This is a genomic window from Pseudomonas sp. PDM24, assembly GCF_019218905.1.
Taxonomy (GTDB): domain Bacteria; phylum Pseudomonadota; class Gammaproteobacteria; order Pseudomonadales; family Pseudomonadaceae; genus Aquipseudomonas.
On sequence record NZ_JAHUWR010000011.1, the window covers coordinates 53,824 to 74,785 of the forward strand.

Consider the following 20,962-nt stretch of genomic DNA (forward strand, 5'->3'; position numbering starts at 1 on the left):
CAAGATGAAATTCGCAAAAACCGTGTTGGCCGCTTCGCTGGCCATGGTCCTTGCCGCCCAGGCACAGGCCGCTGTTTCCACTCAGGACGCTGCCAGGTTGGGCAGCAGCCTGACCCTGGTCGGGGCCGAAAAGGCCGGGAACGCTGATGGCTCCATTCCCGCCTATGACGGTGGCTTGACCACGCCGCCGGCCAGTTTCAAATCCGGTGACAGCATGCGTCCGGATCCCTTCGTCAACGAAAAACCGTTGCTGGTAATCGACGGCAAGAACGTCGATCAGTACAAGGGCTTGCTCAGTGCAACCACGGTGGAATTGGCCAAGCGTTTCCCAAGCTTCCACGTCAATGTCTACCCGACCCACCGCACCGTTTCGCTGCCAAAAGCCATCCTCGATAACGGCGTGAAGAATGCCAGCGGCGCCAAGTCCCTCGAAGGCGGTCTGGCCATCGATAACGTGCTGCCGGGCGTGCCGTTCCCGATTCCGCAGTCGGGCAACGAGGCGATGTGGAACTTCCTGTTGCGTTACCAGGGCGTCAACATCAACTCCAAGTACGACTCCTGGAACGTCGACTCCGCTGGCGTGCCGAGCCTGGCGACCACCGGACTGGCGTTCATTTCCTATCCGATCTACGAAAACCTCGCGCAGCCGATCAGCAGCGCCGATGTGTACTACCAGATGAAGCTGTCCTACACCGGCCCTGCGCGCCGGGCCGGTGAAGCGGTGATGCTCAAGGACGCCGCCAACCCGCTCCAGCAACCGCGCCGCGCCTGGCAATACTTGCCGGGCCAGCGTCGGGTCAAGTTGGCACCGAACCTGGCTTACGACACGCCTAACCCTGGCACCGCCGGCGCCGGCACCTACGACGATGTTTTCGTGTTCAACGGTGCACTGGACCGCTACGACTGGAAGCTGGTGGGCAAGCAGGAAATGATCGTGCCCTACAACACCTATAAGCTGACCTACGCCCAGGATCCCAAATCGCTGACCACCGCCAATCACCTGGCACCGGATTACGTGCGTTGGGAAAAACACCGGGTCTGGGTGGTGGAGGGCAACCTCAAGTCTGGCGCCCGGCACATCTATCAGAAGCGTCGCTTCTACCTCGATGAAGACAGCTGGACCGCTCTGGCCTCTGACCAATATGACGCCCGTGGTCAGCTGTACCGTGGCTCCTTCGCGTTCCTCAGCCAGAGCTACGACAAGCAGATCCCGGACTCCACGCCTTTCATGATCTATGACCTGGTGGGTGGTTCCTACAACATCAACGGTGTGGTCGGCCCTTACGGCGGCATCAAGTACATCGATCCGCTCTCCAAGGCGCAGTGGTCGCCTGAGTCCCTGGCCGGTAACGGGATTCGCTAAGCAAACCGTGACAAAGCGTCCGTGCAGTCCACTGCCTGACAGGCAGGGGACCGCACGACGGTCGGTGCATGCCGATCGTTTCGGGCGCCAGGTTGGAACGTCAGGCACACGGACGTGTGTCCCGACGCGGTTTTCCGAAGAGGACGCGGTATGTGTTCGTACAAAAATTATCTGCAGTTGGCGCTCGGCGCCTTGCTTGCAACGTTGCAGGGCCTGAGCCAGGCGTCCGCTTATGTCGACGTGCTGGATCTGCCGGCCAGGGTCAGCGCCTTGGCCGTCAACAGCCCGCTATCGGGCATGGCCCGCGCTGGCGACCGCTTGGTCGCCGTCGGGCAGCGTGGCCACATTCTGTATTCCGATGATGCCGGTAATCACTGGCAGCAGGCCGCGGTGCCAGTCAGTGCCGACCTCAATGCCGTGAGCTTTCCTTCCGCCACCCAAGGCTGGGCGGTGGGCGGTGACGGCGTGGTGTTGCACAGCAACGACGCCGGTGCGACCTGGCGCAAGCAACTGGACGGCCGCGAGATCGGGGCCTTGCTGGTCAAGCATTACGGCGCGTTGGCCAGTGCAGAACCGGGCAACGAACAATGGCCACTGCTGGTCGCCGAAGGTGAGCGCCTGATGGCGCAGGGCGCCGACAAACCGTTGCTCGATGTCTGGTTCGCCAACGAGCGCCTCGGTTATGTGGTCGGGGTGTTCAACCTGATCTTGCGCACCGAGGACGGCGGCCAGAGCTGGACACCGTTCCAGGACCGCACCGACAACCCGCAGGGCTTTCACCTCAACGCCATCGCCTCCACTGGCGATGCGCTGTACATCGCTGGAGAGCAGGGGCTGCTGCTCAAGTGGGATGACACCCAACAGCGCTTCGCCGCCGTGCAGACACCCTATCAAGGCAGTTTTTTCGGTGTGCTCGGCAAGCCCGGGGAAGTGCTCGTCTATGGCTTGCGCGGCAATGTGCTGCGCAGCACCGATGGCGGTCTCAGCTGGACTCCGCTGGACACTGGCCTGCGCGTCAGCATCACCGCGGGCCTGGTCGATGGCCGTGGCAACTACCGCTTGTTCACCCAGGGCGGGCAGATGCTGGTCAGCCAGGGCACAGGCGCGCAATTGCATCTGGTTCAGCAACAGGCACCGACACCGGTGACCGGCGCCACTCAGTCCGCCGACGGTGCGCTGGTGGTGGTTGGCAGCCGTGGTGCACGGACGCTGTCCGTTGATAAGCCCTCGAACCCTTAGAGCGAGAACCCAGACATGGGCAATATCAAACAAGAAACCATGCCGGTGATCCGCGATCTGCGGGATTTCGACCGCCATTCCGGCAACCTGCTGGAGCGGTTGGTGTTCAACTACCGTCCGTTGTTCATGCTGCTGATGGCGCTGGCCACCGTGGTGTTGGGCTACATGGCGGCAACGCGCCTGGAGCTGCGCCCCAGCTTCGAAAAGATGATTCCGCAGAGCCAGCCATACATTCAGAATTTCCTGGAAAACCGCCAGTCGCTGCGCGGTCTGGGCAACTTGGTACGGGTGGTGGTGGAGAACACCCAGGGCGATATTTTCGACCCCGCTTATCTTGACGTGCTCAAACAGGTCAACGATCAGTTGTTCGTCACCGAAGGCGTCGACCGTGCCTGGATGAAGTCGTTGTGGAGCCCGGCGGTGCGCTGGACCGAAGTCACCGAGGAAGGTTTTCAGGGTGGCCCGGTGATGCCTGATACCTACCAGGGCAAGCCGGAAGAAATAGAACAGCTGCGCCAGAACATTTCCCGCGCCGGTATCGTCGGCAGCCTGGTGGCCAGTGACTACAAATCGAGCATGCTCATTGTTCCGCTGCTGGACAAAGCCACGGCCAGCGGTCAGCGCATCGATTACCACGCCTTTTCGCAGATGCTTGAAGAGCAGTTGCGCGACAAGATCGAATTCGCCGGTGACAGCGCTGCGCGCAAGGCCGGGGAGGAGAGCAAGGGCCAGTACAAAGTCCGGGTGATCGGTTTCGCCAAACTGATGGGCGACCTGATCGATGGCCTGATCCAGGTGATGATGTTCTTCGGCCTGGCCGTCGTCACTTCACTGATCATCATTTACGCCTACACCCGTTGCGTGCGCAGCACCTTGCTGGTGGTCGGCTGCTCGCTGATTGCGGTGGTCTGGCAACTCGGCATCGTCGCCTGGCTGGGCTATGCCATCGACCCGTACTCGGTGCTGGTGCCGTTCCTGATCTTCGCCATTGGTGTGTCTCACGCGGCGCAGAAAATGAACGGCATCATGCAAGACATCGCCCGTGGCACCCACAGACTGATCGCCGCCCGCTACACCTTCCGCCGCCTGTTCATTGCCGGCGTCACCGCGCTGCTGGCCGACGCTGTCGGGTTCGCGGTGCTGATGCTGATCGATATTCCGGTGATCCGCGACCTGGCGATCACCGCCAGCATCGGTGTGGCGGTGCTGATTTTCACCTCGCTGTTGCTGATGCCGGTGGCGCTGTCTTATGTCGGCGTCGGCACCAAGGCGGCCGAGCGTGCGCTGAAAATCGACACCCGTGCAGAAGGGCACAAAGGCTTCGGCAAACTGTGGGACTTGCTCGACCGTTTCACCACGCGCAAGTGGGCCACGGGTGCGGTATTGGTCGCAGCGCTGATGGGCATCGGTGGCTTCATGATCAGCCTGCAGTTGAAGATCGGCGACCTGGAAAGTGGCGCACCGGAGCTGCGTGCCGACTCTCGCTACAACCGTGACAACGCCTACATCACCAGCCACTACGCGCTGTCCAGCGACCTGTTCGCGGTGATGATCAAGACTGCGCCGGAAGGCTGCTTGAACTATAAGACGCTAGTCCTCGCCGACCGTCTGGCCTGGGAGCTGCAGCAGTATCCGGGCGTACAGGCGACGGCTTCGTTGGTCAACGCGGTGCGCCAAATCACCGCCGGTACTTATGAAGGCAACCCCAAGCTCAACAGCATCCAGCGCAATCAGGACGTGCTGAACTACGCCGCGCAGCAAGCCTCGGTCAACTCCCCGGAGTTGTTCAACACCGACTGTTCGCTGATGCCGGTGATCACTTTCCTCAAGGACCACAAGGCCGAGACCCTGGATGCCGTGGTGGGCATCGCCGAAAAATTCGCCCGGGAGAACAACAGCGCAGATCGCCAGTTCCTGCTGGCGGCCGGGTCGGCCGGGATTGAAGCGGCGACCAACATTGTGGTGCGCGAGGCCAATCGCACCATGCTGCTTTACGTCTATGCGGCGGTGACGCTGTTCTGCCTGATCACCTTTCGCAGCTGGCGCGCCACGTTGGTTGCGTTGTTGCCGCTGGTGCTGACCTCGATCCTTTGCGAAGCGTTGATGGTGGCCATGGGCATTGGCGTGAAAGTCGCGACCCTGCCGGTGATCGCATTGGGCGTGGGCATCGGCGTGGACTACGCGTTGTACCTGCTCAGCGTGCAGTTGCATTACCAGCGCCAGGGCTTGCCGCTGTCTCAGGCTTACCGCAACGCCGTGTCGTTTACCGGTCGGGTCGTGGGCCTGGTGGGCATCACCCTGGCGGCCGGCGTGGTGTGCTGGGTCTGGTCGCCGATCAAGTTCCAGGCCGACATGGGCATCCTGCTGACCTTCATGTTCCTGTGGAACATGCTCGGCGCGCTGATCCTGATTCCAGCCTTGTCGTACTTTTTGCTGCGCCACCCCGTTCCGCAAGCCCAAGTGGCGCAAGCCGCTGAAACCGACACCTCTCAACGCCAGGGTATGCCCCATGCCCTGACCACTTCCGAGTAAGCCAACCATGTCTGATTACAAAGCTCCTTTGCGCGATATGCGCTTCGTACTCAACGAAGTCTTCCAGGTGTCCCGGCTATGGGCCCAATTGCCTGGCCTGGCCGAGGTGATCGATGAAGAAACGGCCGCCGCGATCCTTGAAGAGGCCGGCAAAATCAGTGGCGAAGTTATCGCACCGCTGAACCGCAGCAGCGACGAGCAGGGCTGCACCTGGAGCAACGGCGCGGTCCAGGCGCCGGACGGTTTTGTCGCGGCCTACCAGGCATTCGCCGAAGGCGGTTGGGTGGGTGTTGGTGGCGATCCGCAATTCGGTGGCATGGGCATGCCCAAGGCGATTTCGGCTCAGGTCGAGGAGATGGTCAACTCGGCGAGTCTGTCGTTCGGCCTGTACCCGATGCTGACCGCCGGTGCGTGCCTGTCGATCAATGCCCACGCCAGTCAGGAACTCAAGGAACGCTATCTGCCGAACATGTATGCCGGCACCTGGACCGGCTCGATGTGCCTGACCGAGGCGCATGCCGGCACGGACCTGGGCCTGATTCGCACCCGCGCCGAACCTCAGGCCGACGGCAGTTTCAAGATCAGCGGCAGCAAGATTTTCATCACCGGCGGCGAGCACGACCTGACCGAAAACATCATTCAATTGGTGCTGGCGCGGTTGCCGGATGCACCGGCCGGTCCCAAGGGGATTTCGCTGTTTCTGGTGCCCAAGGTGCTGGTCAATGCCGATGGCTCGCTGGGTGAGCGCAACTCGCTGTCCTGTGGCTCCATCGAGCACAAGATGGGTATCAAGGCCTCCGCCACCTGTGTGATGAACTTTGACGAGGCGACCGGCTGGATCATCGATGCGCCGAACAAAGGCCTGGCGGCCATGTTCACCATGATGAATTACGAACGTCTGGGCGTGGGTATCCAGGGCCTGGCGTTGGGTGAGCGCTCGTATCAGAACGCGGTCGAATACGCCCGTGACCGCCTGCAAAGCCGTTCGCCGACAGGCGCGCAGAACAAGGACAAAGCTGCCGATCCGATCATCGTGCACCCGGATGTACGACGCATGCTGTTGACCATGAAAGCCTTGAACGAGGGCGGGCGTGCGTTCTCCAGCTACGTGGCCCTGCAACTGGATACCGCCAAGTACAGCGATGACGCGGCAACCCGCACCCGCGCCCAAGAGCTGGTATCGCTGCTGACCCCGGTGGCCAAGGCGTTCCTCACCGACATGGGCCTGGAAACCACCGTGCATGGCCAGCAGATCTTCGGCGGCCACGGCTACATTCGCGAATGGGGCCAGGAGCAACTGGTTCGCGATGTGCGCATCACGCAGATCTACGAAGGCACCAACGGCATCCAGTCACTGGATTTGGCCGGGCGCAAAATAGTCGGAAGCGGCGGGGCGCTGTACCGGCTGTTCGCTTCGGAAATCCGCAACTTTACCGCCAAAGCCTGCGCTGACCTCGGTGAGTTCACTAAACCGTTGAACGCCGCCGTCGACACCCTCGACGAACTGACCGCATGGCTGCTGGACCGAGCCCAGGGCAACCCGAATGAAATCGGCGCGGCGTCGGTCGAGTACCTGCACGTGTTCGGCTACACCGCGTACGCCTACATGTGGACGCGAATGGCCAAGGCTGCCATGAGCACGCATTCCAAAGACGATTTCTACGCCAGCAAACTGGCCACCGCGCGCTTCTACTTCGCCCGTCTGCTGCCACGCATCCACTCGTTGAGCGCGTCGGCCAAGGCTGGCAGCGAATGCCTCTATCAATTGGATGCAGAGCAGTTCTGAGCCCACGTAAAAAGGACCGGGAACCCCAACCATGATGGCGACAAAAATAATTCCGCCCGCCGATGGCGCCTATGCCTATCCCTTGCTGATCAAGCAATTGTTGCTGTCCGGCGTGCGCTACGAACCGGGGCGGGAAATCGTCTACGCCGACAAACTGCGCTACAGCTACCAGACCCTCAACCAGCGGATCCGCAGGCTGGCCAATGCCTTGACCGCTGCCGGCGTCAAGGCCGGCGATACCGTGGCCCTGCTCGACTGGGACAGCCATCGCTACCTGGAATGCTTTTTTGCCGTACCGATGATCGGTGCGGTACTGCATACCGTGAACATTCGTCTTTCGCCGGATCAGGTGCTCTTCACCATGAACCATGCCGAGGACGACCTGGTGCTGGTGCATGATGATTTCCTGCCGCTGGTTGAACAGATTCACGGACGGCTTGAAACCGTCAAAGGCTACCTGCAGCTCACGGACGATACGGCAAACGATACGTCTCTACCGGTGCTGGGGGAGTATGAAAACCTGTTGTCCAGGGCCGCAGACCAGTACGACTTTCCCGACTTCGATGAAAACTCGGTGGCGACCCTTTTCTACACCACGGGCACCACTGGCGACCCTAAAGGCGTGTATTTCACCCACCGCCAATTGGTCCTGCATACCTTGAATGCGGTGGGCACGTTGGGCGTCTATCAAGGCCTGCCGTTGCTGCGTTCCGATGATGTGTACATGCCGATTACCCCGATGTTTCACGTGCATGCCTGGGGTGTGCCTTATGTCGCCACCCTGATGGGGCTCAAGCAGGTGTACCCCGGCCGCTACGAACCCAACAGCCTGGTCAGGCTGTATCGAGAGGAGAAGGTCACTTTTTCCCACTGCGTGCCGACCATTCTGCAAATGATCCTGAGCTGTGAAGAAGCAGACCAGACCCGTTTCGATGGCTGGAAAATGCTTCTGGGCGGCAGCGCACTGACGCTGGGAATTGCCAGCGAAGCGAGTGCCAAAGGTATTCAGGTGCACAGCGGTTACGGCATGTCGGAAACCTGCCCATTGCTGTGCCTGACCTACCTGCGTGATAAGGACCTCGAACAGTCCACGCAAGCCCAACTGGCCACCCGCATCAAGACTGGCACGCCGGTGCCGATGGTCGACCTGAAAATCATCGATGCCAATGGCAATGACGTTGCCCATGACGGCGAGTCTCTGGGCGAGATCGTGGTGCGCGCCCCCTGGCTGACCCAAGGCTATTTGAAGGAGCCCGAAAAGGGCGCCGAGCTATGGCACAACGGCTGGATGCACACCGGCGATCTGGCCTCCATCGACGCCTTGGGAGGGGTGGAAATCAAAGATCGAATCAAGGATGTCATCAAGACGGGCGGGGAGTGGATCAGCTCCCTGGAACTGGAAAGCCTGATCAGCGAACACGCGGCGGTGATGTCGGTCGCGGTCGTGGGCATTGCCGATGAGCAATGGGGCGAACGGCCGATGGCGCTGGTGGTGTGCGAGCCAGGGCAATATCTCGACCGCAAGATCCTGGAGGTGCATTTGCAAGGGTTTGTCGAGCGTGGGCGCATCAACAAATGGGCGATCCCCAAGCAGTTCAAGTTCGTCGCCGAGATTCCTAAAACCAGTGTCGGGAAGATTGATAAGAAGCTGATCCGGCAAAGTGAATTGGGGTGAAAGACGCGGTGCCCCTGTGCCAATTTCGTCATCCCTCGCGCCCAATCCCATCAAGCCACATCTCTGTGGATAGACCACCCTGACCGGTCTGTCCAAGGAGATGAGCATGATCCGACTGACCCTGATCGAAGCCCGCGAGTTGGCCGAATCGATCCTGTTGCACAACGGTTTTAATCTGGCCCACGCGCAAGCGGTGGCGGCGACGGTGATCGCCGGCGAGCGCGATGGCTGTGCCTCCCACGGTTTGTACCGGATTCTGGGCTGCGTGAATTCCCTGCGGGCCGACAAGGTGTCGGCCGATGCCGAGCCGCAGGTGATCGACCAGGCGCCGTCGATCGTACGGGTGGATGCCGCTGGTGGTTTCTCGCAATTGGCGTTTCAGGCGGGGCTTGGGTTGCTGGCGGAGAAAACCCGGGCCAACGGGATTGCGGCGTTGGCGATCAATCGCTGTGTGCATTTCTCGGCGCTGTGGGTGGAGATCGAGCAGTTGACCGCTGCCGGGTTGGTGGCGTTGGCCTGTAATCCGAGCCATGCCTGGGTGGCACCGGCCGGGGGACGTGTGCCGGTGTTTGGCACCAATCCCATTGCCTTTGGCTGGCCCCGTGCGGGGCAGGATCCGTTTGTGTTCGACTTCGCCACCAGTGCGATTGCCCGTGGTGATATCGAGTTGCATCGGCGTGCCGGCAAGGCGATTCCCGAGGGGTGGGGCGTGGACGCTGAGGGCCGGTCGAGCACCGATGCCAACGTCGTGCTCGACAGCGGCGCGATGCTGACGTTCGGTGGGCACAAGGGCTCGGCGCTGGCGGCCATGGTGGAGTTGATCGCCGGGCCTTTGATCGGTGATCTGACCAGTGCCGAATCGCTGGCCTATGACGCGGGCAGCAAGTCATCGCCCTACCATGGCGAGTTGATCATCGCGCTGGACCCGCGACGTTTTCTGGGTGCGGCCACCGAGGAACATTTGGCCCGGGCCGAAGTGTTGTTTCAGGGCATTGAAGGGCAGGGCGCGCGCTTGCCGTCGCAACGGCGTTATGCGGCGCGGGCGCGCAGTATGGTGGAGGGAGTACAGATTCCCGAGACGCTGTACAACGACCTGAACGCATTGCTGGCTTGAATGCGATGAAAATCCTGTAGGAGCGAGGCTTGCCCGCGAAGGCGGTGTATCAGACGACATCAATGGTGAATGTCGAGACGCCTTCGCGGGCAAGCCTCGCTCCTACGGGAGGTCATGTTTTTACAGCGGTTCGCGGTGGCTGTTGCCATCGACCAGACGCGTAATGCCCAACGGGTTGGCGTTTTTCAGGGCGTCGGGCAGCAGGGCGTCCGGGCAGTTCTGGTAGCACACCGGGCGCAGGAAGCGCTCGATGGCCAGGCTGCCGACCGAGGTGCCACGGGCATCGGAGGTCGCCGGATAAGGCCCGCCATGCACCATGGCATCGCAGACTTCGACGCCGGTGGGGTAGCCGTTGAACAGCACCCGGCCGACCTTTTGTTCCAGCAGTACCAGCAGATCGGCGTGTTCCTTCAGGTCCTGTGCTTCGCCAATCAACGTGGCGGTGAGTTGACCGTGCAAACTGTTCAGTGCTTGTCGCAACTCGGCTTTATCGGCCACTTCGACGACGAGGGTGGTCGGGCCGAACACTTCTTCCTGCAACAGCGGATCACCCTTGAGCAGCAGACTGGCGTCGGCCTTGAACAGTTGCGGCCACGCTTGATTGCCGTGCTGATCCTGGCCCGCCAGGCGGATTGTTCTCGGATGGTCGAGCAAGGCCTGCACACCTTTTTCGTAGCTGCCGAGGGTGCCGGCATTGAGCATGGTTTGCGCCGGTTGTTCGGCCATCAAGGCACTGAGCCGCGCGATGAAAGCGCTGAAGTGGGGTGAGCGCACACCGATCACCAACCCCGGATTGGTACAGAACTGACCGCAACCCTGGACCACCGACGCCACCAGTTCACCGGCGATTTTCTCGCCGCGCGCGAGCAGGGCTTCAGGCAATACCAGCACCGGGTTGATGCTGCTCATTTCGGCGAACACCGGGATCGGTTGTGGCCGTGCGGCGGCCATGTCACTGAGAGCGCGACCACCTTTCAGCGAGCCGGTGAAACCGACGGCCCGGATCGCCGGATGCTTGACCAGCGCTTCACCGACACCCGCGCCGTAGATCATGTTGAACACACCTTTGGGCATGTCGGTTTGCTCGGCGGCGCGGATGATTGCATCGGCCACGCGTTCGGCGGTTGCCATGTGTCCGCTGTGGGCCTTGAACACCACCGGGCAACCGGCGGCCAGGGCGGCAGCGGTATCACCGCCGGCAGTGGAAAAGGCCAGCGGGAAATTACTGGCGCCGAACACGGCCACCGGACCAACGCCGATCCGGTATTGGCGCAGGTCGACCCGTGGCAGTGGCAGACGTTCGGGCAAGGCGCGATCGATGCGCGCACCATAGAAATCGCCCCGGCGCAGAACCTGAGCGAACAGGCGCATTTGGTTGCTGGTACGACTGCGTTCGCCTTGAATGCGCCCGGTCGGCAGGGCGGTTTCGCGGGTGACCAGAGCGACGAATTCATCATCCAGCGCATCCAGTTGCGTGGCGATCGCTTCAAGAAATTCTGCACGGCGAGTTGCCGGTAGATTGCGCAAGGCCGGGTAAGCGGCAGCAGCGGCCTGGGCGGCGGCGTCCACTTCTTCCACGGTGGCTTGCATGAAAGAGAAGGGCAGCGCTTCGCCGGTGCTGGCGTCGTGGCTGTGCAGAGTGATGCTGCCGGCGGCGCTGCGGGCACCGCCGATGTAGTTGTGGCCGATGATCTCGGGCATGGAAAACTCCTATCAAAAAAGTGATCGGGACCTGTAGGAGCGAGGCTTGCCCGCGAAGGCGGTGTGTCAGACGACATCAATGGTGAATGTCCGACCCCGTTCGCGGGCAAGCCTCGCTCCTACAGGGCTCAGGCCAATGAATCACCCCGGCGTGTGGCCGGCGCGGCGCTATCCAGGGCAGCAATGCGCGCAGCGGATTCGACATCCACCAGGTGCAACGACTTGCCACGGGTTTCCCGGGTCAGGCCGACGGCCACGATGGAGATCAGCGCGGCGCCCACCAGGTACCAGGCAATGGGTGTCGAGCTGTGATATTTGTTGAGCAGGGTGATGGCGATCAGCGGTGCCAGGGAACCAGCGAAAATCGGCGCCACCTGGTAGCACAGTGAAAGGGCGGTGTAGCGCACGTGGGTCGGGAACATTTCGGCCATCAGCGCCGAGTAGGGTGCATAGGTCATCGACTCGATACCCAGGCCCAGAATGATCGCCGCCATGATCAGCCAGTTGTTGCCGGTGTCCATCATCGGGAAACCGACAAAGCCCCAGAACGCGGTGAGCACCGCGCCGGTCAGGTAGATCGGTTTGCGCCCGACGATATCCGACAGATACCCCATCAACGGAATCAGGAAGAAGTGCACCAAGTGCGCGCCGAACATCAGCAGCAGAATTTCCGAGGTGTCCTTGTGCACCACCAGTTTGAGGTAGGTGATCGAAAAGGTGACCACGGTGTAATAGAGGATGTTCTCGGCAAAGCGTGCGCCGATCCCCACCAGCACGGCGCGCCAGTGATGACGCAGCACTTCGACCACGCCCAGCTGTTGTTGCTTGGTCTGCGCCTGACGGGCCTGGGCTTCCTTGAAGATCGGCGCGTCATCGACACTGGTGCGAATCCAGTAGCCGATCAGCACCACCACCGCCGAGAACCAGAACGCTACGCGCCAGCCCCAGGCGAGGAATTGTTCCTCCGACAGGTTCGACGACAACAGCAATAGGGCGACGGTGGCCACCAGGTTGCCGGCCGGCACCCCGGCTTGCGGCCAACTGGCCCAGAAGCCGCGACGGTTGTCGGGGCAGTGTTCGGACACCAGCAGAATCGCACCGCCCCATTCACCGCCAAAGGCAAAACCCTGGATCAGCCGCAGCAGCACCAATAACACTGGCGCGGCATAGCCGATGCTGTCGAAGCCCGGCAGGCAGCCCATCAGGAAAGTGGTGATGCCGACCACCACCAGGCTCAGTTGCAGCAGGCGTTTGCGGCCGAATTTGTCACCGTAGTGACCGAACACCAGGCCGCCCAGTGGACGAGCGAGAAAGCCGACCGCGTACAGGGCGAAGGCGGCGATGATGCCGTCGATGGGGCTGTCGGTCTGGCGGAAGAACAACCGGCCGAAGACCAGTGCGGAGGCGGTGCCGTAGAGAAAGAATTCATACCACTCGGCAACGGTACCGGCCATGGCGGCGGCCACGACGCGTTTGAGTCCCGAGGGGGTGGTTGCGCTTTGCGTGTGTAGAGGATTGGACATGCTGGCGTTTCCTGTAGGGGCGCAAAAACAGGCAGCCGGGCCGGGTCCGCAAAGACCCGCCCGGCAATCACTCAGAGACCGACGTCTGGCAACTCCGGACGATTGGCCAAGGCCTTGGCCATGATCTGCTCGACGAACACCCGATCGGCTTGCGGCAGTGCCAGGCGTGGCGGACGGGTCAGCGCACTGCCGCGACCGGCGATGGCTTCACAGAGCTTGATGCACTGCACCAGGTCGGCACGGGCATCGAGGTGCAGGATCGGCATCAGCCATTCGTAGATCGGCATGGCTTCGGCAAAGCGACCGGCCTTGGCCAGGCGGAAGATGGTTTCGCCTTCTTTCGGGAACACGTTGGACATGCCCGAGACCCAGCCTTCGGCACCCACTGCAATGCTTTCCAGCACCACGTCGTCGAGGCCGGCGAACAGCACGAAACGGTCGCCGACTTCATTGCGCACGTCGATGAAACGACGGGTATCGCCGGACGAGTCCTTGAAGCACACCACGTTGTCGCAGTCGGCCAGGGAAATCAGGATGTCCGGGGTGACGTCGTTTTTGTAGATCGGCGGGTTGTTGTAGACCATCAGCGGTACGTCGGCATTCTTGGCCACGTAGCGGTAGTGCTCGGCGGTCTCGAACGGCTTGGAACCATAGACCAGCGCCGGCATCAGCATCACGCCGTCGACGCCGACCCGGCGCACGGCATTGGCGACCTTGGCCGCTTGCACGCTGGTGAACTCGGCCACACCGCAGATCACTGGCACGCGACCCCGGGAGGCGTCGACCGCGACTTCGGTCACGGCGATTTTTTCTTCGGCGGTCAATGAGGTGTTTTCCCCCACCGAACCGCACACCACCAGGCCTGAGACGCCGTCACGGATCACGTTGGAAATCACCTGATGGGTTTTTTCCAGGTTGATGGTGAAGTCATCGTTGAATTGAGTGGTCACCGCGGGGAAGACGCCACTCCAGTTAATACGTTTGCTCATTGTTGCCTCCAGTTCGTTTTTGTATTTCGTATACGATATTTTAAATGCCAGTGACTCGGCTAGTGTTTTTTTCAATTGGTCAGGGGTTTTTGGTAGCCGTTGGTCTGGGGGAATTTCAGGCACCCGGCCAGGTGTCTGACAAGCGATAGCCCTGTGGCCACGGATCGCTCGGATCGAGCAGCAGTTGGTGGGTGCCGGTGATCCAGGCCCGGCCGGAAATGCATGGGTAGATCGCCGCTCGCCCGGCCACTTCGGTCAGGGAATCGATGCGGCAATGGAATTCGGAACCGATGATCGAACGGCCAATAAAGCGCTCGCCCACTTGCATCAAGCCCTTGGCCTGCAGCACCGCCATGCGCGCCGAGCAGCCGGTGCCGGTGGGCGAGCGGTCGATCTTGCCGGGTTGTATCACCACCGCGTTGGCGCCGGTGGCGATGCCATTTTCAACGACAATGGGCGCGGCAATCTGGCAGAAGGAGATATGCGACCACTCGGGGTTTAGCGGATGGACGAAGCCCAGCTGTTCATTGGCCGCGCGAGTGATTTTCAGCCCGACCGCCACCAGGTCGGCAGCCTCATCAGGACGAATGGAAAAGCCCAGGCGTTCGGCGTCGGCGATGACAAAACTGTCGCCGCCGTACGCGGTGTCGACCTGCAACGAGCCAAGGCCTTCGACTTCGATCCAGGCGTCGAGGCGATCAGCGAAGGAGGGCACGTTCTTGATTTCTACCCGCTCGACCTTGCCATCGCGGCAATCGGCCACGGCCTCGATCAGGCCGCCGGGCGCTTCGAGTATCAGTCGGGTTTGCGGTTCGGTCATCGGCAGGATGCCGCTGTCGAGCAGCACCGTGGCGACGCACAACGAATTGGAGCCGGACATCGGTGGCGTGTCCGCCGGTTCCATGATGATCCAGGCCATCTGCGCCCGAGGATCCTTGGCCGGCACCAACAGGTTGACGTGGCGGAACACGCCGCCGCGAGGTTCGTTGAGGACAAAGTTGCGCAAGGTCTGATCCTTGGCGATCCAGCGCGATTGTTCCCACACCGTGGCGCCCGGTGGTGGGGCGACGCCGCCGACGATCACATCGCCGACTTCGCCTTCGGCGTGACAGCTGACAACATGAATGACTTTCGATGAGCGCATGGTTTGCTCCTTTTTCTGTCTGTGCGGGCCCCTTCGCGGGCAAGCCTCGCTCCTACATTTATCTGTGGCGGTCACCGACTTTGTGTACACCACCCAACCCTGTAGGAGCGAGGCTTGCTCGCGAAGGGGCCATCAGTTACTTCACCGATTTCAGAAACGCCGCAGTCTCCGCATGCACCGGATTACCGATCACCTGATCCGGCGAGCCGATCTCGTGCACCAGGCCATTGCGAAAGAACGCCACGCGGTCGGAGACATCGCGGGCAAAGCGGATTTCGTGGGTCACCAGCACCATGGTCATGCCGTCTTCGGCGAGCATGCGCATGGTGTCCAGCACCTCGCCGACCAATTGCGGATCGAGGGCCGACGTGGCTTCGTCGAACAGCATGTAGTCCGGCGACATGGCCAGGGCGCGGGCAATCGCCATGCGCTGTTGCTGGCCGCCGGACAACTTGCCAGGGAAGGTCTTGAGCTTGTCGCCAAGGCCCACGTGGGTCAGTTGCTGCACCGCCAGTTCCTCGGCCTCGCGCTTGCTTTTACCCAAGACTTTGCGTGGCGCCAGCATCACGTTTTCCAGCACCGTCAGGTGCGGGAAGGCGTTCCATTGCTGGAACACGATGCCGATTTTCTGCCGCAAGCGGTTGAGGTCGGTGGCGCTGTCATGGACCTCGACGCCGTCGACGCGGATGCTGCCTTTCTGGATCGGTTCCAGGCCGTTGATGCACATCAGCAGGGTCGATTTGCCGGAGCCCGAGCCGCCGATGATCGACACCACCTCGCCCTTGTTCACCGTCAGGCTGACACCCTTGACCACGGCGAGGTCGCCGAAGGATTTATGTACGTTGTCGATCTCAATCATTTTCTTGCCACCTTCTTTCCAGACGAGCGCCCAGGCGTGCGACCACCAGGCTCATGACGTAGTAAATAAGGCCCGCGATGCACAGCACCAGCAACGGTTCCTGGATGCGGGTGACGATGGTTTGCGAGGCGCGCAGCAGTTCGACGATGCCGATCCACATCACCAGCGCGGTGTCTTTCATCACGCCGAGCACCAGGTTCAACCAGCCCGGAAAAGCCACCCGGGTGGCCATCGGCAGAACGATCCAGCGCAGGTCCTGCAGGAAGCTCAGGCCCAGCGAGCGACTGGCCCGGCGCAGGGTGAACGGCACCGACAGCACACCAGCGCGCACGATCTCGGTGAAGTACGCGGCGGCATAAACCCCCAGCACAATGCAGCCGACGCTGAAGGCGCTGATGTTCAAGCCAACGATGCTTTTGAGCGAGTTGAACAGCACGAACTGGATCAGCAACGGCACGCTGCGAAACACGTCCAGCACCCAGGCCAGGGGCAAACTGGCCCGAGGCAACAAGGCCCGCAGCAGGCCGAAGAGCAAGCCGGCAAGGGTGCCGAGCATGATCGACCAGAACGTCAGTTGCAGCGTGACCCAGGCGCCATTGAGCAGGAACAACAGGTCATTGGAGGAAAAACCGGTGGCAAACATGGACAGCTCCTCAGTAACGGAACAACCGCCAGGCCATCAGCCGGGCTGCCGCGACGATCGCCTTGGCAATCAGGTAATACAGCACCGCTGCAATGGCAAAGAACTCGAAGGTGCGGAACGTTTTGACGTTGTAGTCCTGGGTCACGCCGGTCAGGTCATTGTTCAGCCCGACGATCACCCCCAGCGACGTCATCAGCACCGCCCAGACCATCTGATTAGTCAGTGGGTAGAAGACGATCCGCAGCAGCTGCGGGACGATGATCATTCGATAGGCCTGAAAGGCGCTCATGCCCAGCGAACGTGCGGCGCGCACTTGGGTGTCCGGGACGGCCTTGAGGCCACCGCGAAAGTTCTCCGCCAGATACCCGGCATTGTTGAAGGTGATCCCGGCCAGCAGGGCGAGCCATGAACTGACGTGCAGGCCCAGCGAGCCGAGGCCGAAGTAGAGGACGTAGATCTGGAACAGCGACGGGGTATTGCGCGCGATCGATACCCAGCCGTTGCCGATGCCGCGCAGCAGCGGGTTCTTGCTTTCGCGCATTACCGTCAGGGCCAGAGCGATCAGCACGCCGAAGATCATCGACAGCGCCGCGGTCTCGAAGGTGACCAGGGCACCGGCAAGCATGTCCGGCAGGGCGCGCAGCGCTGAGCGCCATTGGAAGCTGTAGTCAAACATGCGCAGGGCTCTCCAGTAGGGCGGCAGGTTGTAGCCACGCCGGCAGGCGCCCGCTGGCGGTGGCATTGCAGGCGGCATCGACGCATTCGGCGAGGCTTGCGAAATGCACCTTGCGGCCCACCAGGCCGGGTGCGTAATGGGCGTATTTGCCGGAGTTGGTCATCAAGGTTTTTGCGGCCAGCGGGATCACCGGCTCGCCGAGCATGCACCAGCAGGTATCGGTGACCAGGGTGGCGCCGAAAGCTTCGATCACGGCGATATGCCCGGCTTCGCGAGCCTGCTCCAGCACGGCACGGCCGCAGGTAATGGCGAGGACCACGTCAGGGTGTTTGTGCCGACCGAGGCACAATCGCGCGAGGTGGGCGAACTCGCTGAGGGAAAAGTGCGGGTTGCCCAGCGAGACCACATCCACCCGGCTGTCGCGGGCACTGTTGAGTTCGCGCCAGCTGACCAATAGATCGTTCAGGCGGATTTTTTCCACGGGTAGAAACCCATCCACTTCCAGCACCTGCGCCGGGTCGATAGCCTCCGGGGTTATCCCGGCGATATGGAACAAGGGCGCGGCGGAGGTGGTGGCAAATGCCGCGCCGAAAGCTTTGAGGTCGTCCAGGCTCGGCTTGCGGTTTTCCAACCCGCGCACCAGTGGAATCCGGCTGCCCGCCAGCGTACCGATGTGGTAACCGAGCAGCGGGTAGAAGGCGTCGTCCAGTTCACCCAGGGCGGGCAATTCGATTTGCAGTCGGGCCTTGCGTTGCGCGTCCAGATGGCAGCCGATCAACGGGGCGCGACCAGTCAGCGCGATGCAGATGTCCAGGTAGTCCGGGTACTTCAGGGTGCGTGCGCCGAGCACGCTGTTGGCGTAAACCACCGCGTTGGATTCGGCCCAGACGATCTGCTCACCAGCCTTCGGCGCGCTGTCGAGCAGGTAGGGCGCGCAGGTGAAACTCAGCTGTGCGCCCATCGCCATATAGGCATCGCCCAAGGCACTGGCCGGTTCACCGAGGGCCGGGTCGATGCCCAGCTCGCGCCAGCGGCGCTGGTCCACGGAAATCGAATTGAGGGTGGTGGGCACCCGCACTGTTGCTCCCCATTGCACCAGCTGTTGGGCAAAACGCAGACTCGCCGGTCCCGTGTAGATGCAGCCGTCGATGTGCGCTTGGGTGACGTCCACCAGATGGCGGGCACCTTGCAGTTCGGCCATGCGTAGGACGATCTGCATGGCCACCTGCACGGCCTTGCCATGCTGTCCGTCGAGCAGCGCCCGGTCGTGTTCGGTGAGTTCGATTGCGGTGGCGATATTGGTGCTCGGCAAGGGGCTGTCGAGTGCCTGCCAGGCATCGCCCGGCAGGTGCTCGAACAGACTCAGCGTTGTGTCCTCGACCCGAGCGAAGGCCTTGCCGCGCAGGGCGGCGAAGGCCTCCCGGCCGATGCACAGCACCGGCAGGGAACGCTCGAAAATGGTCTGTGCCACGAGCACGCCCAGGGTCAGGATCTCATCGGGCTCGGCCAGCACCAGTGCGGCCGGTGCGTGGCCGTTGCTGATCAGTTCCATCAACACGCTACTGCCGGTGCACGAGCCGCGACTGCTGGGGATGGCCAGCACGCGGCCGGCCAGGTATTCGCCACTGAGCGGGTGATGACGGTCAATGATTTCGCCGCTGTACGGATCGACCCCGCCCCAGAAACTCAACCCGATATCGGCGAACAGCAGGGCGCCCTCGGCGGCGCCCGCGACCAGGCTGCGACCGGTCAGAGAAGTGGGCCTAGGCATGCCGGACACCTTAGTAGTAGACCTGTGGCACGGTCAGGTTGGTCGGCGAGATTTCGGTGCCGACCCATTTGACGAACAACTCCTTGTAACGACCGGTGCGCACCTGCTGGTTGACGAACAGGTTGAGGTAATTGAGCAGGCCATACTCGTTGCGCTTGGCACCGAGGGAAACGTAGTCGATCACGTACGGCGCATTACCGGCGACTTTCAGGTTTTTGTATTTGCCCGACTTGAGAGTGGCGGCAGCCACGGTGTTGGTGACCACGGTGGCGGCGATATGGCCTTGGGCGACGGCAAGCAACGTGTCGTTTTGCGACTGATAGGCGCGGAAGGTGCCGGTGCCCCAACTCTTCACGTCTTTCTCCAGGGCGATGGCCTCATAAGTGCCGCTGGTGTTTCCCACGGGTTTGCCCTTGAGGTCATCGAAGCTGTTGATGCCGGTGTCGTCGCGGGTCAGCACCACCATCTGGAAGGCAAAGTAGGGCACGGTGAGGCCGACGGTCTTGGCCCGTTCGAGGGTGTCGGAGGTTGAGGCGACGATCACGTCGGCCCGCCCGGAAACCAGCGCCGGAATGCGGTCCGGGAACGGCGTCTCGACCACTTCGGCATCGACCCCAAGGATTTTCGCCAGGTCATGGCAGTAGTCCACGTCAAAACCGGCCGGGTTGTTACCGGCATCGCGAAAACCCATGGGCGGGAAGTCCAGGGTCACGGCGCAACGCAGCTTGCCCGAACCGATGATGTCGTCGAGCTTGTCGGCCTGGGCGGTGGCGATGAAGGAGGTACTGAGAACAGCGCTGAGGGCTACGGCAAATGCGGGGTTTTTCATAGAGGCCTCGTTGATGTGAAGTGCTGTTGGATATCGTATTGGGGATTTCGTATACGATATTAACAATAGCAATCAACGTGCCCATTTCCAGGCCGAGGCGCGAATTTAGTGTCAGGCCTTGAAGTAGAGGTGTTGCGATGGAGCAACTGGAGGGGAGTGATGGCGTGGAGGCTTGGGCCCGCAACGGCAGGTGTTACAGATGGGAGCAATGGTTGTGCGGTGCGCCCCTTTAAGGAACACCCACAGGCAAAGGAGTTGGCAAAGCCTGCGATCTTTTGATTAGGCTAACCCTTTGCGGGGATGCACCCAATGTGGCGAGGGAGCTTGCTCCCGCTGGGCTGCGAAGCGACCCCAAACCCGGCAGTCACGGTTTTTCAGATACACCGCATGCTCAGGTTTTGCGACTGCTGCGCAGCCGAGCGGGAGCAAGCTCCCTCGCCACAAAAGCCCTATGGCCTCAGATCAATGGTCAGGACGGCGGATCGAGGTTATCCAGCACCCGATTCACCGCCAGCTCTCCGAGCATGACCACCGATTGAATCCCCAACATCATGTTGCGATGTGGCATGTCCATCAATCCGGCGAACTCACTGAGCATCATGCTCGCTGACGCCAGGGATTCGCAGGCGTTGACCAGCAGGGTTTCGTTATCGACCTCGGTGCCGACATGGTAAATGGTGCTGGGTTTGCGCTTGGTGTCCTTGGGGATAGGCGGCTTGAGGTAGTAATCGAGAGCGCGGTCGGCGGCTTCGTTGAGCTTTTTGGAATCGAGGGATTCGTAGGGGGAGGTTGGATCGGTTTCAGGTGGGTTGGGTGTAGGTTTGAACATAGATGAAGCTCCAAATCAGAAAAGAGGAGCCATCACCCTCGCTACCAAACGAAGGGGTGGTGGCCATGCGAAGGTTGGTAGACCGGTGACTTGGAAAACCGGCGCGCCCGAAGGCGCCCTGCGCATGGCCACCATAAACGCAGGCCGAAAAGGCTCTGCATCAGGTGCGCTATGCACGCAAGTCAAACCGGGCTACCAAACCCGATCGCTGTTTTTCAGCGACAGGCAAACGATAGAGCCCGGCCCTTTAGCGTACAAGCCGGCGGATTCTGGCGTAGTCGTAGGCAGC

Annotated in this window: 16 protein-coding genes; 6 read left to right on the top strand and 10 right to left on the bottom strand. The window is 61.6% G+C overall.

The window, feature by feature from the left end; all coding sequences use genetic code 11:
- The first annotated feature begins 4 nt into the window (after positions 1 to 4).
- The 6 genes from KW837_RS27365 (at position 5) to KW837_RS27390 (ending at position 9,709) form a co-directional block, all read left to right on the top strand.
- On the top strand, positions 5 to 1,363 hold the full coding sequence (locus KW837_RS27365; RefSeq protein ID WP_123497769.1) for a DUF1329 domain-containing protein: 1,359 nt from the start codon (positions 5 to 7) through the stop codon (positions 1,361 to 1,363).
- 150 nt (positions 1,364 to 1,513) lie between these two features.
- Positions 1,514 to 2,602: a YCF48-related protein gene (locus tag KW837_RS27370; RefSeq protein WP_218399209.1), complete on the top strand. Its 1,089-nt coding sequence runs from the start codon at positions 1,514 to 1,516 to the stop codon at positions 2,600 to 2,602.
- A gap of 15 nt (positions 2,603 to 2,617) precedes the next feature.
- Positions 2,618 to 5,134, top strand: a complete 2,517-nt coding sequence (locus KW837_RS27375) for an RND family transporter (protein ID WP_218399210.1) — start codon at positions 2,618 to 2,620, stop codon at positions 5,132 to 5,134.
- A 7-nt stretch (positions 5,135 to 5,141) separates the two neighbouring features.
- Positions 5,142 to 6,920, top strand: coding sequence for an acyl-CoA dehydrogenase C-terminal domain-containing protein (locus tag KW837_RS27380; protein ID WP_218399211.1), 1,779 nt, complete (start codon positions 5,142 to 5,144; stop codon positions 6,918 to 6,920).
- A gap of 31 nt (positions 6,921 to 6,951) precedes the next feature.
- Positions 6,952 to 8,595 (top strand): fatty acid--CoA ligase, encoded by a 1,644-nt coding sequence (locus KW837_RS27385; RefSeq protein ID WP_218399212.1) that lies wholly within the window; start codon positions 6,952 to 6,954, stop codon positions 8,593 to 8,595.
- Positions 8,596 to 8,701: 106 nt separating this feature from the next.
- On the top strand, positions 8,702 to 9,709 hold the full coding sequence (locus KW837_RS27390) for an Ldh family oxidoreductase (protein ID WP_192343364.1): 1,008 nt from the start codon (positions 8,702 to 8,704) through the stop codon (positions 9,707 to 9,709).
- 120 nt (positions 9,710 to 9,829) lie between these two features.
- On the opposite strand, the gene KW837_RS27395 is transcribed toward KW837_RS27390, so the two are convergent.
- The 10 genes from KW837_RS27395 to KW837_RS27440 form a co-directional block, all read right to left on the bottom strand.
- Positions 9,830 to 11,410: an aldehyde dehydrogenase (NADP(+)) gene (locus tag KW837_RS27395; protein WP_218399213.1), complete on the bottom strand. Its 1,581-nt coding sequence runs from the start codon at positions 11,408 to 11,410 to the stop codon at positions 9,830 to 9,832.
- A 128-nt stretch (positions 11,411 to 11,538) separates the two neighbouring features.
- Positions 11,539 to 12,933 (bottom strand): fosfomycin efflux MFS transporter AbaF, encoded by a 1,395-nt coding sequence (abaF, locus tag KW837_RS27400; RefSeq protein ID WP_218399214.1) that lies wholly within the window; start codon positions 12,931 to 12,933, stop codon positions 11,539 to 11,541.
- Between the two features lie 71 nt (positions 12,934 to 13,004).
- Positions 13,005 to 13,922, bottom strand: a complete 918-nt coding sequence (locus KW837_RS27405; protein WP_218399215.1) for a dihydrodipicolinate synthase family protein — start codon at positions 13,920 to 13,922, stop codon at positions 13,005 to 13,007.
- A gap of 115 nt (positions 13,923 to 14,037) precedes the next feature.
- Complete coding sequence (locus tag KW837_RS27410) at positions 14,038 to 15,066, bottom strand: proline racemase family protein (RefSeq protein WP_218399216.1); 1,029 nt, start codon at positions 15,064 to 15,066, stop codon at positions 14,038 to 14,040.
- Between the two features lie 136 nt (positions 15,067 to 15,202).
- Positions 15,203 to 15,925: an amino acid ABC transporter ATP-binding protein gene (locus KW837_RS27415; protein WP_007903722.1), complete on the bottom strand. Its 723-nt coding sequence runs from the start codon at positions 15,923 to 15,925 to the stop codon at positions 15,203 to 15,205.
- Positions 15,918 to 16,568 (bottom strand): amino acid ABC transporter permease, encoded by a 651-nt coding sequence (locus KW837_RS27420; RefSeq protein WP_218399217.1) that lies wholly within the window; start codon positions 16,566 to 16,568, stop codon positions 15,918 to 15,920. Before KW837_RS27420 ends, KW837_RS27415 begins: the two co-directional genes overlap by 8 nt.
- Before the next feature lie 10 nt (positions 16,569 to 16,578).
- Positions 16,579 to 17,244 (bottom strand): amino acid ABC transporter permease, encoded by a 666-nt coding sequence (locus KW837_RS27425; RefSeq protein WP_007903733.1) that lies wholly within the window; start codon positions 17,242 to 17,244, stop codon positions 16,579 to 16,581.
- Positions 17,237 to 19,015, bottom strand: a complete 1,779-nt coding sequence (locus KW837_RS27430) for an aconitase X (RefSeq protein ID WP_218399218.1) — start codon at positions 19,013 to 19,015, stop codon at positions 17,237 to 17,239. Before KW837_RS27430 ends, KW837_RS27425 begins: the two co-directional genes overlap by 8 nt.
- 10 nt (positions 19,016 to 19,025) lie before the next feature.
- Positions 19,026 to 19,844 (bottom strand): transporter substrate-binding domain-containing protein, encoded by an 819-nt coding sequence (locus tag KW837_RS27435; protein ID WP_007903735.1) that lies wholly within the window; start codon positions 19,842 to 19,844, stop codon positions 19,026 to 19,028.
- Positions 19,845 to 20,313: 469 nt separating this feature from the next.
- Positions 20,314 to 20,673 carry a DUF6124 family protein gene (locus KW837_RS27440; protein WP_218399219.1) on the bottom strand — a complete coding sequence of 120 codons (360 nt, stop codon included), beginning with the start codon at positions 20,671 to 20,673 and terminating at the stop codon, positions 20,314 to 20,316.
- Positions 20,674 to 20,962 lie beyond the last annotated feature (289 nt).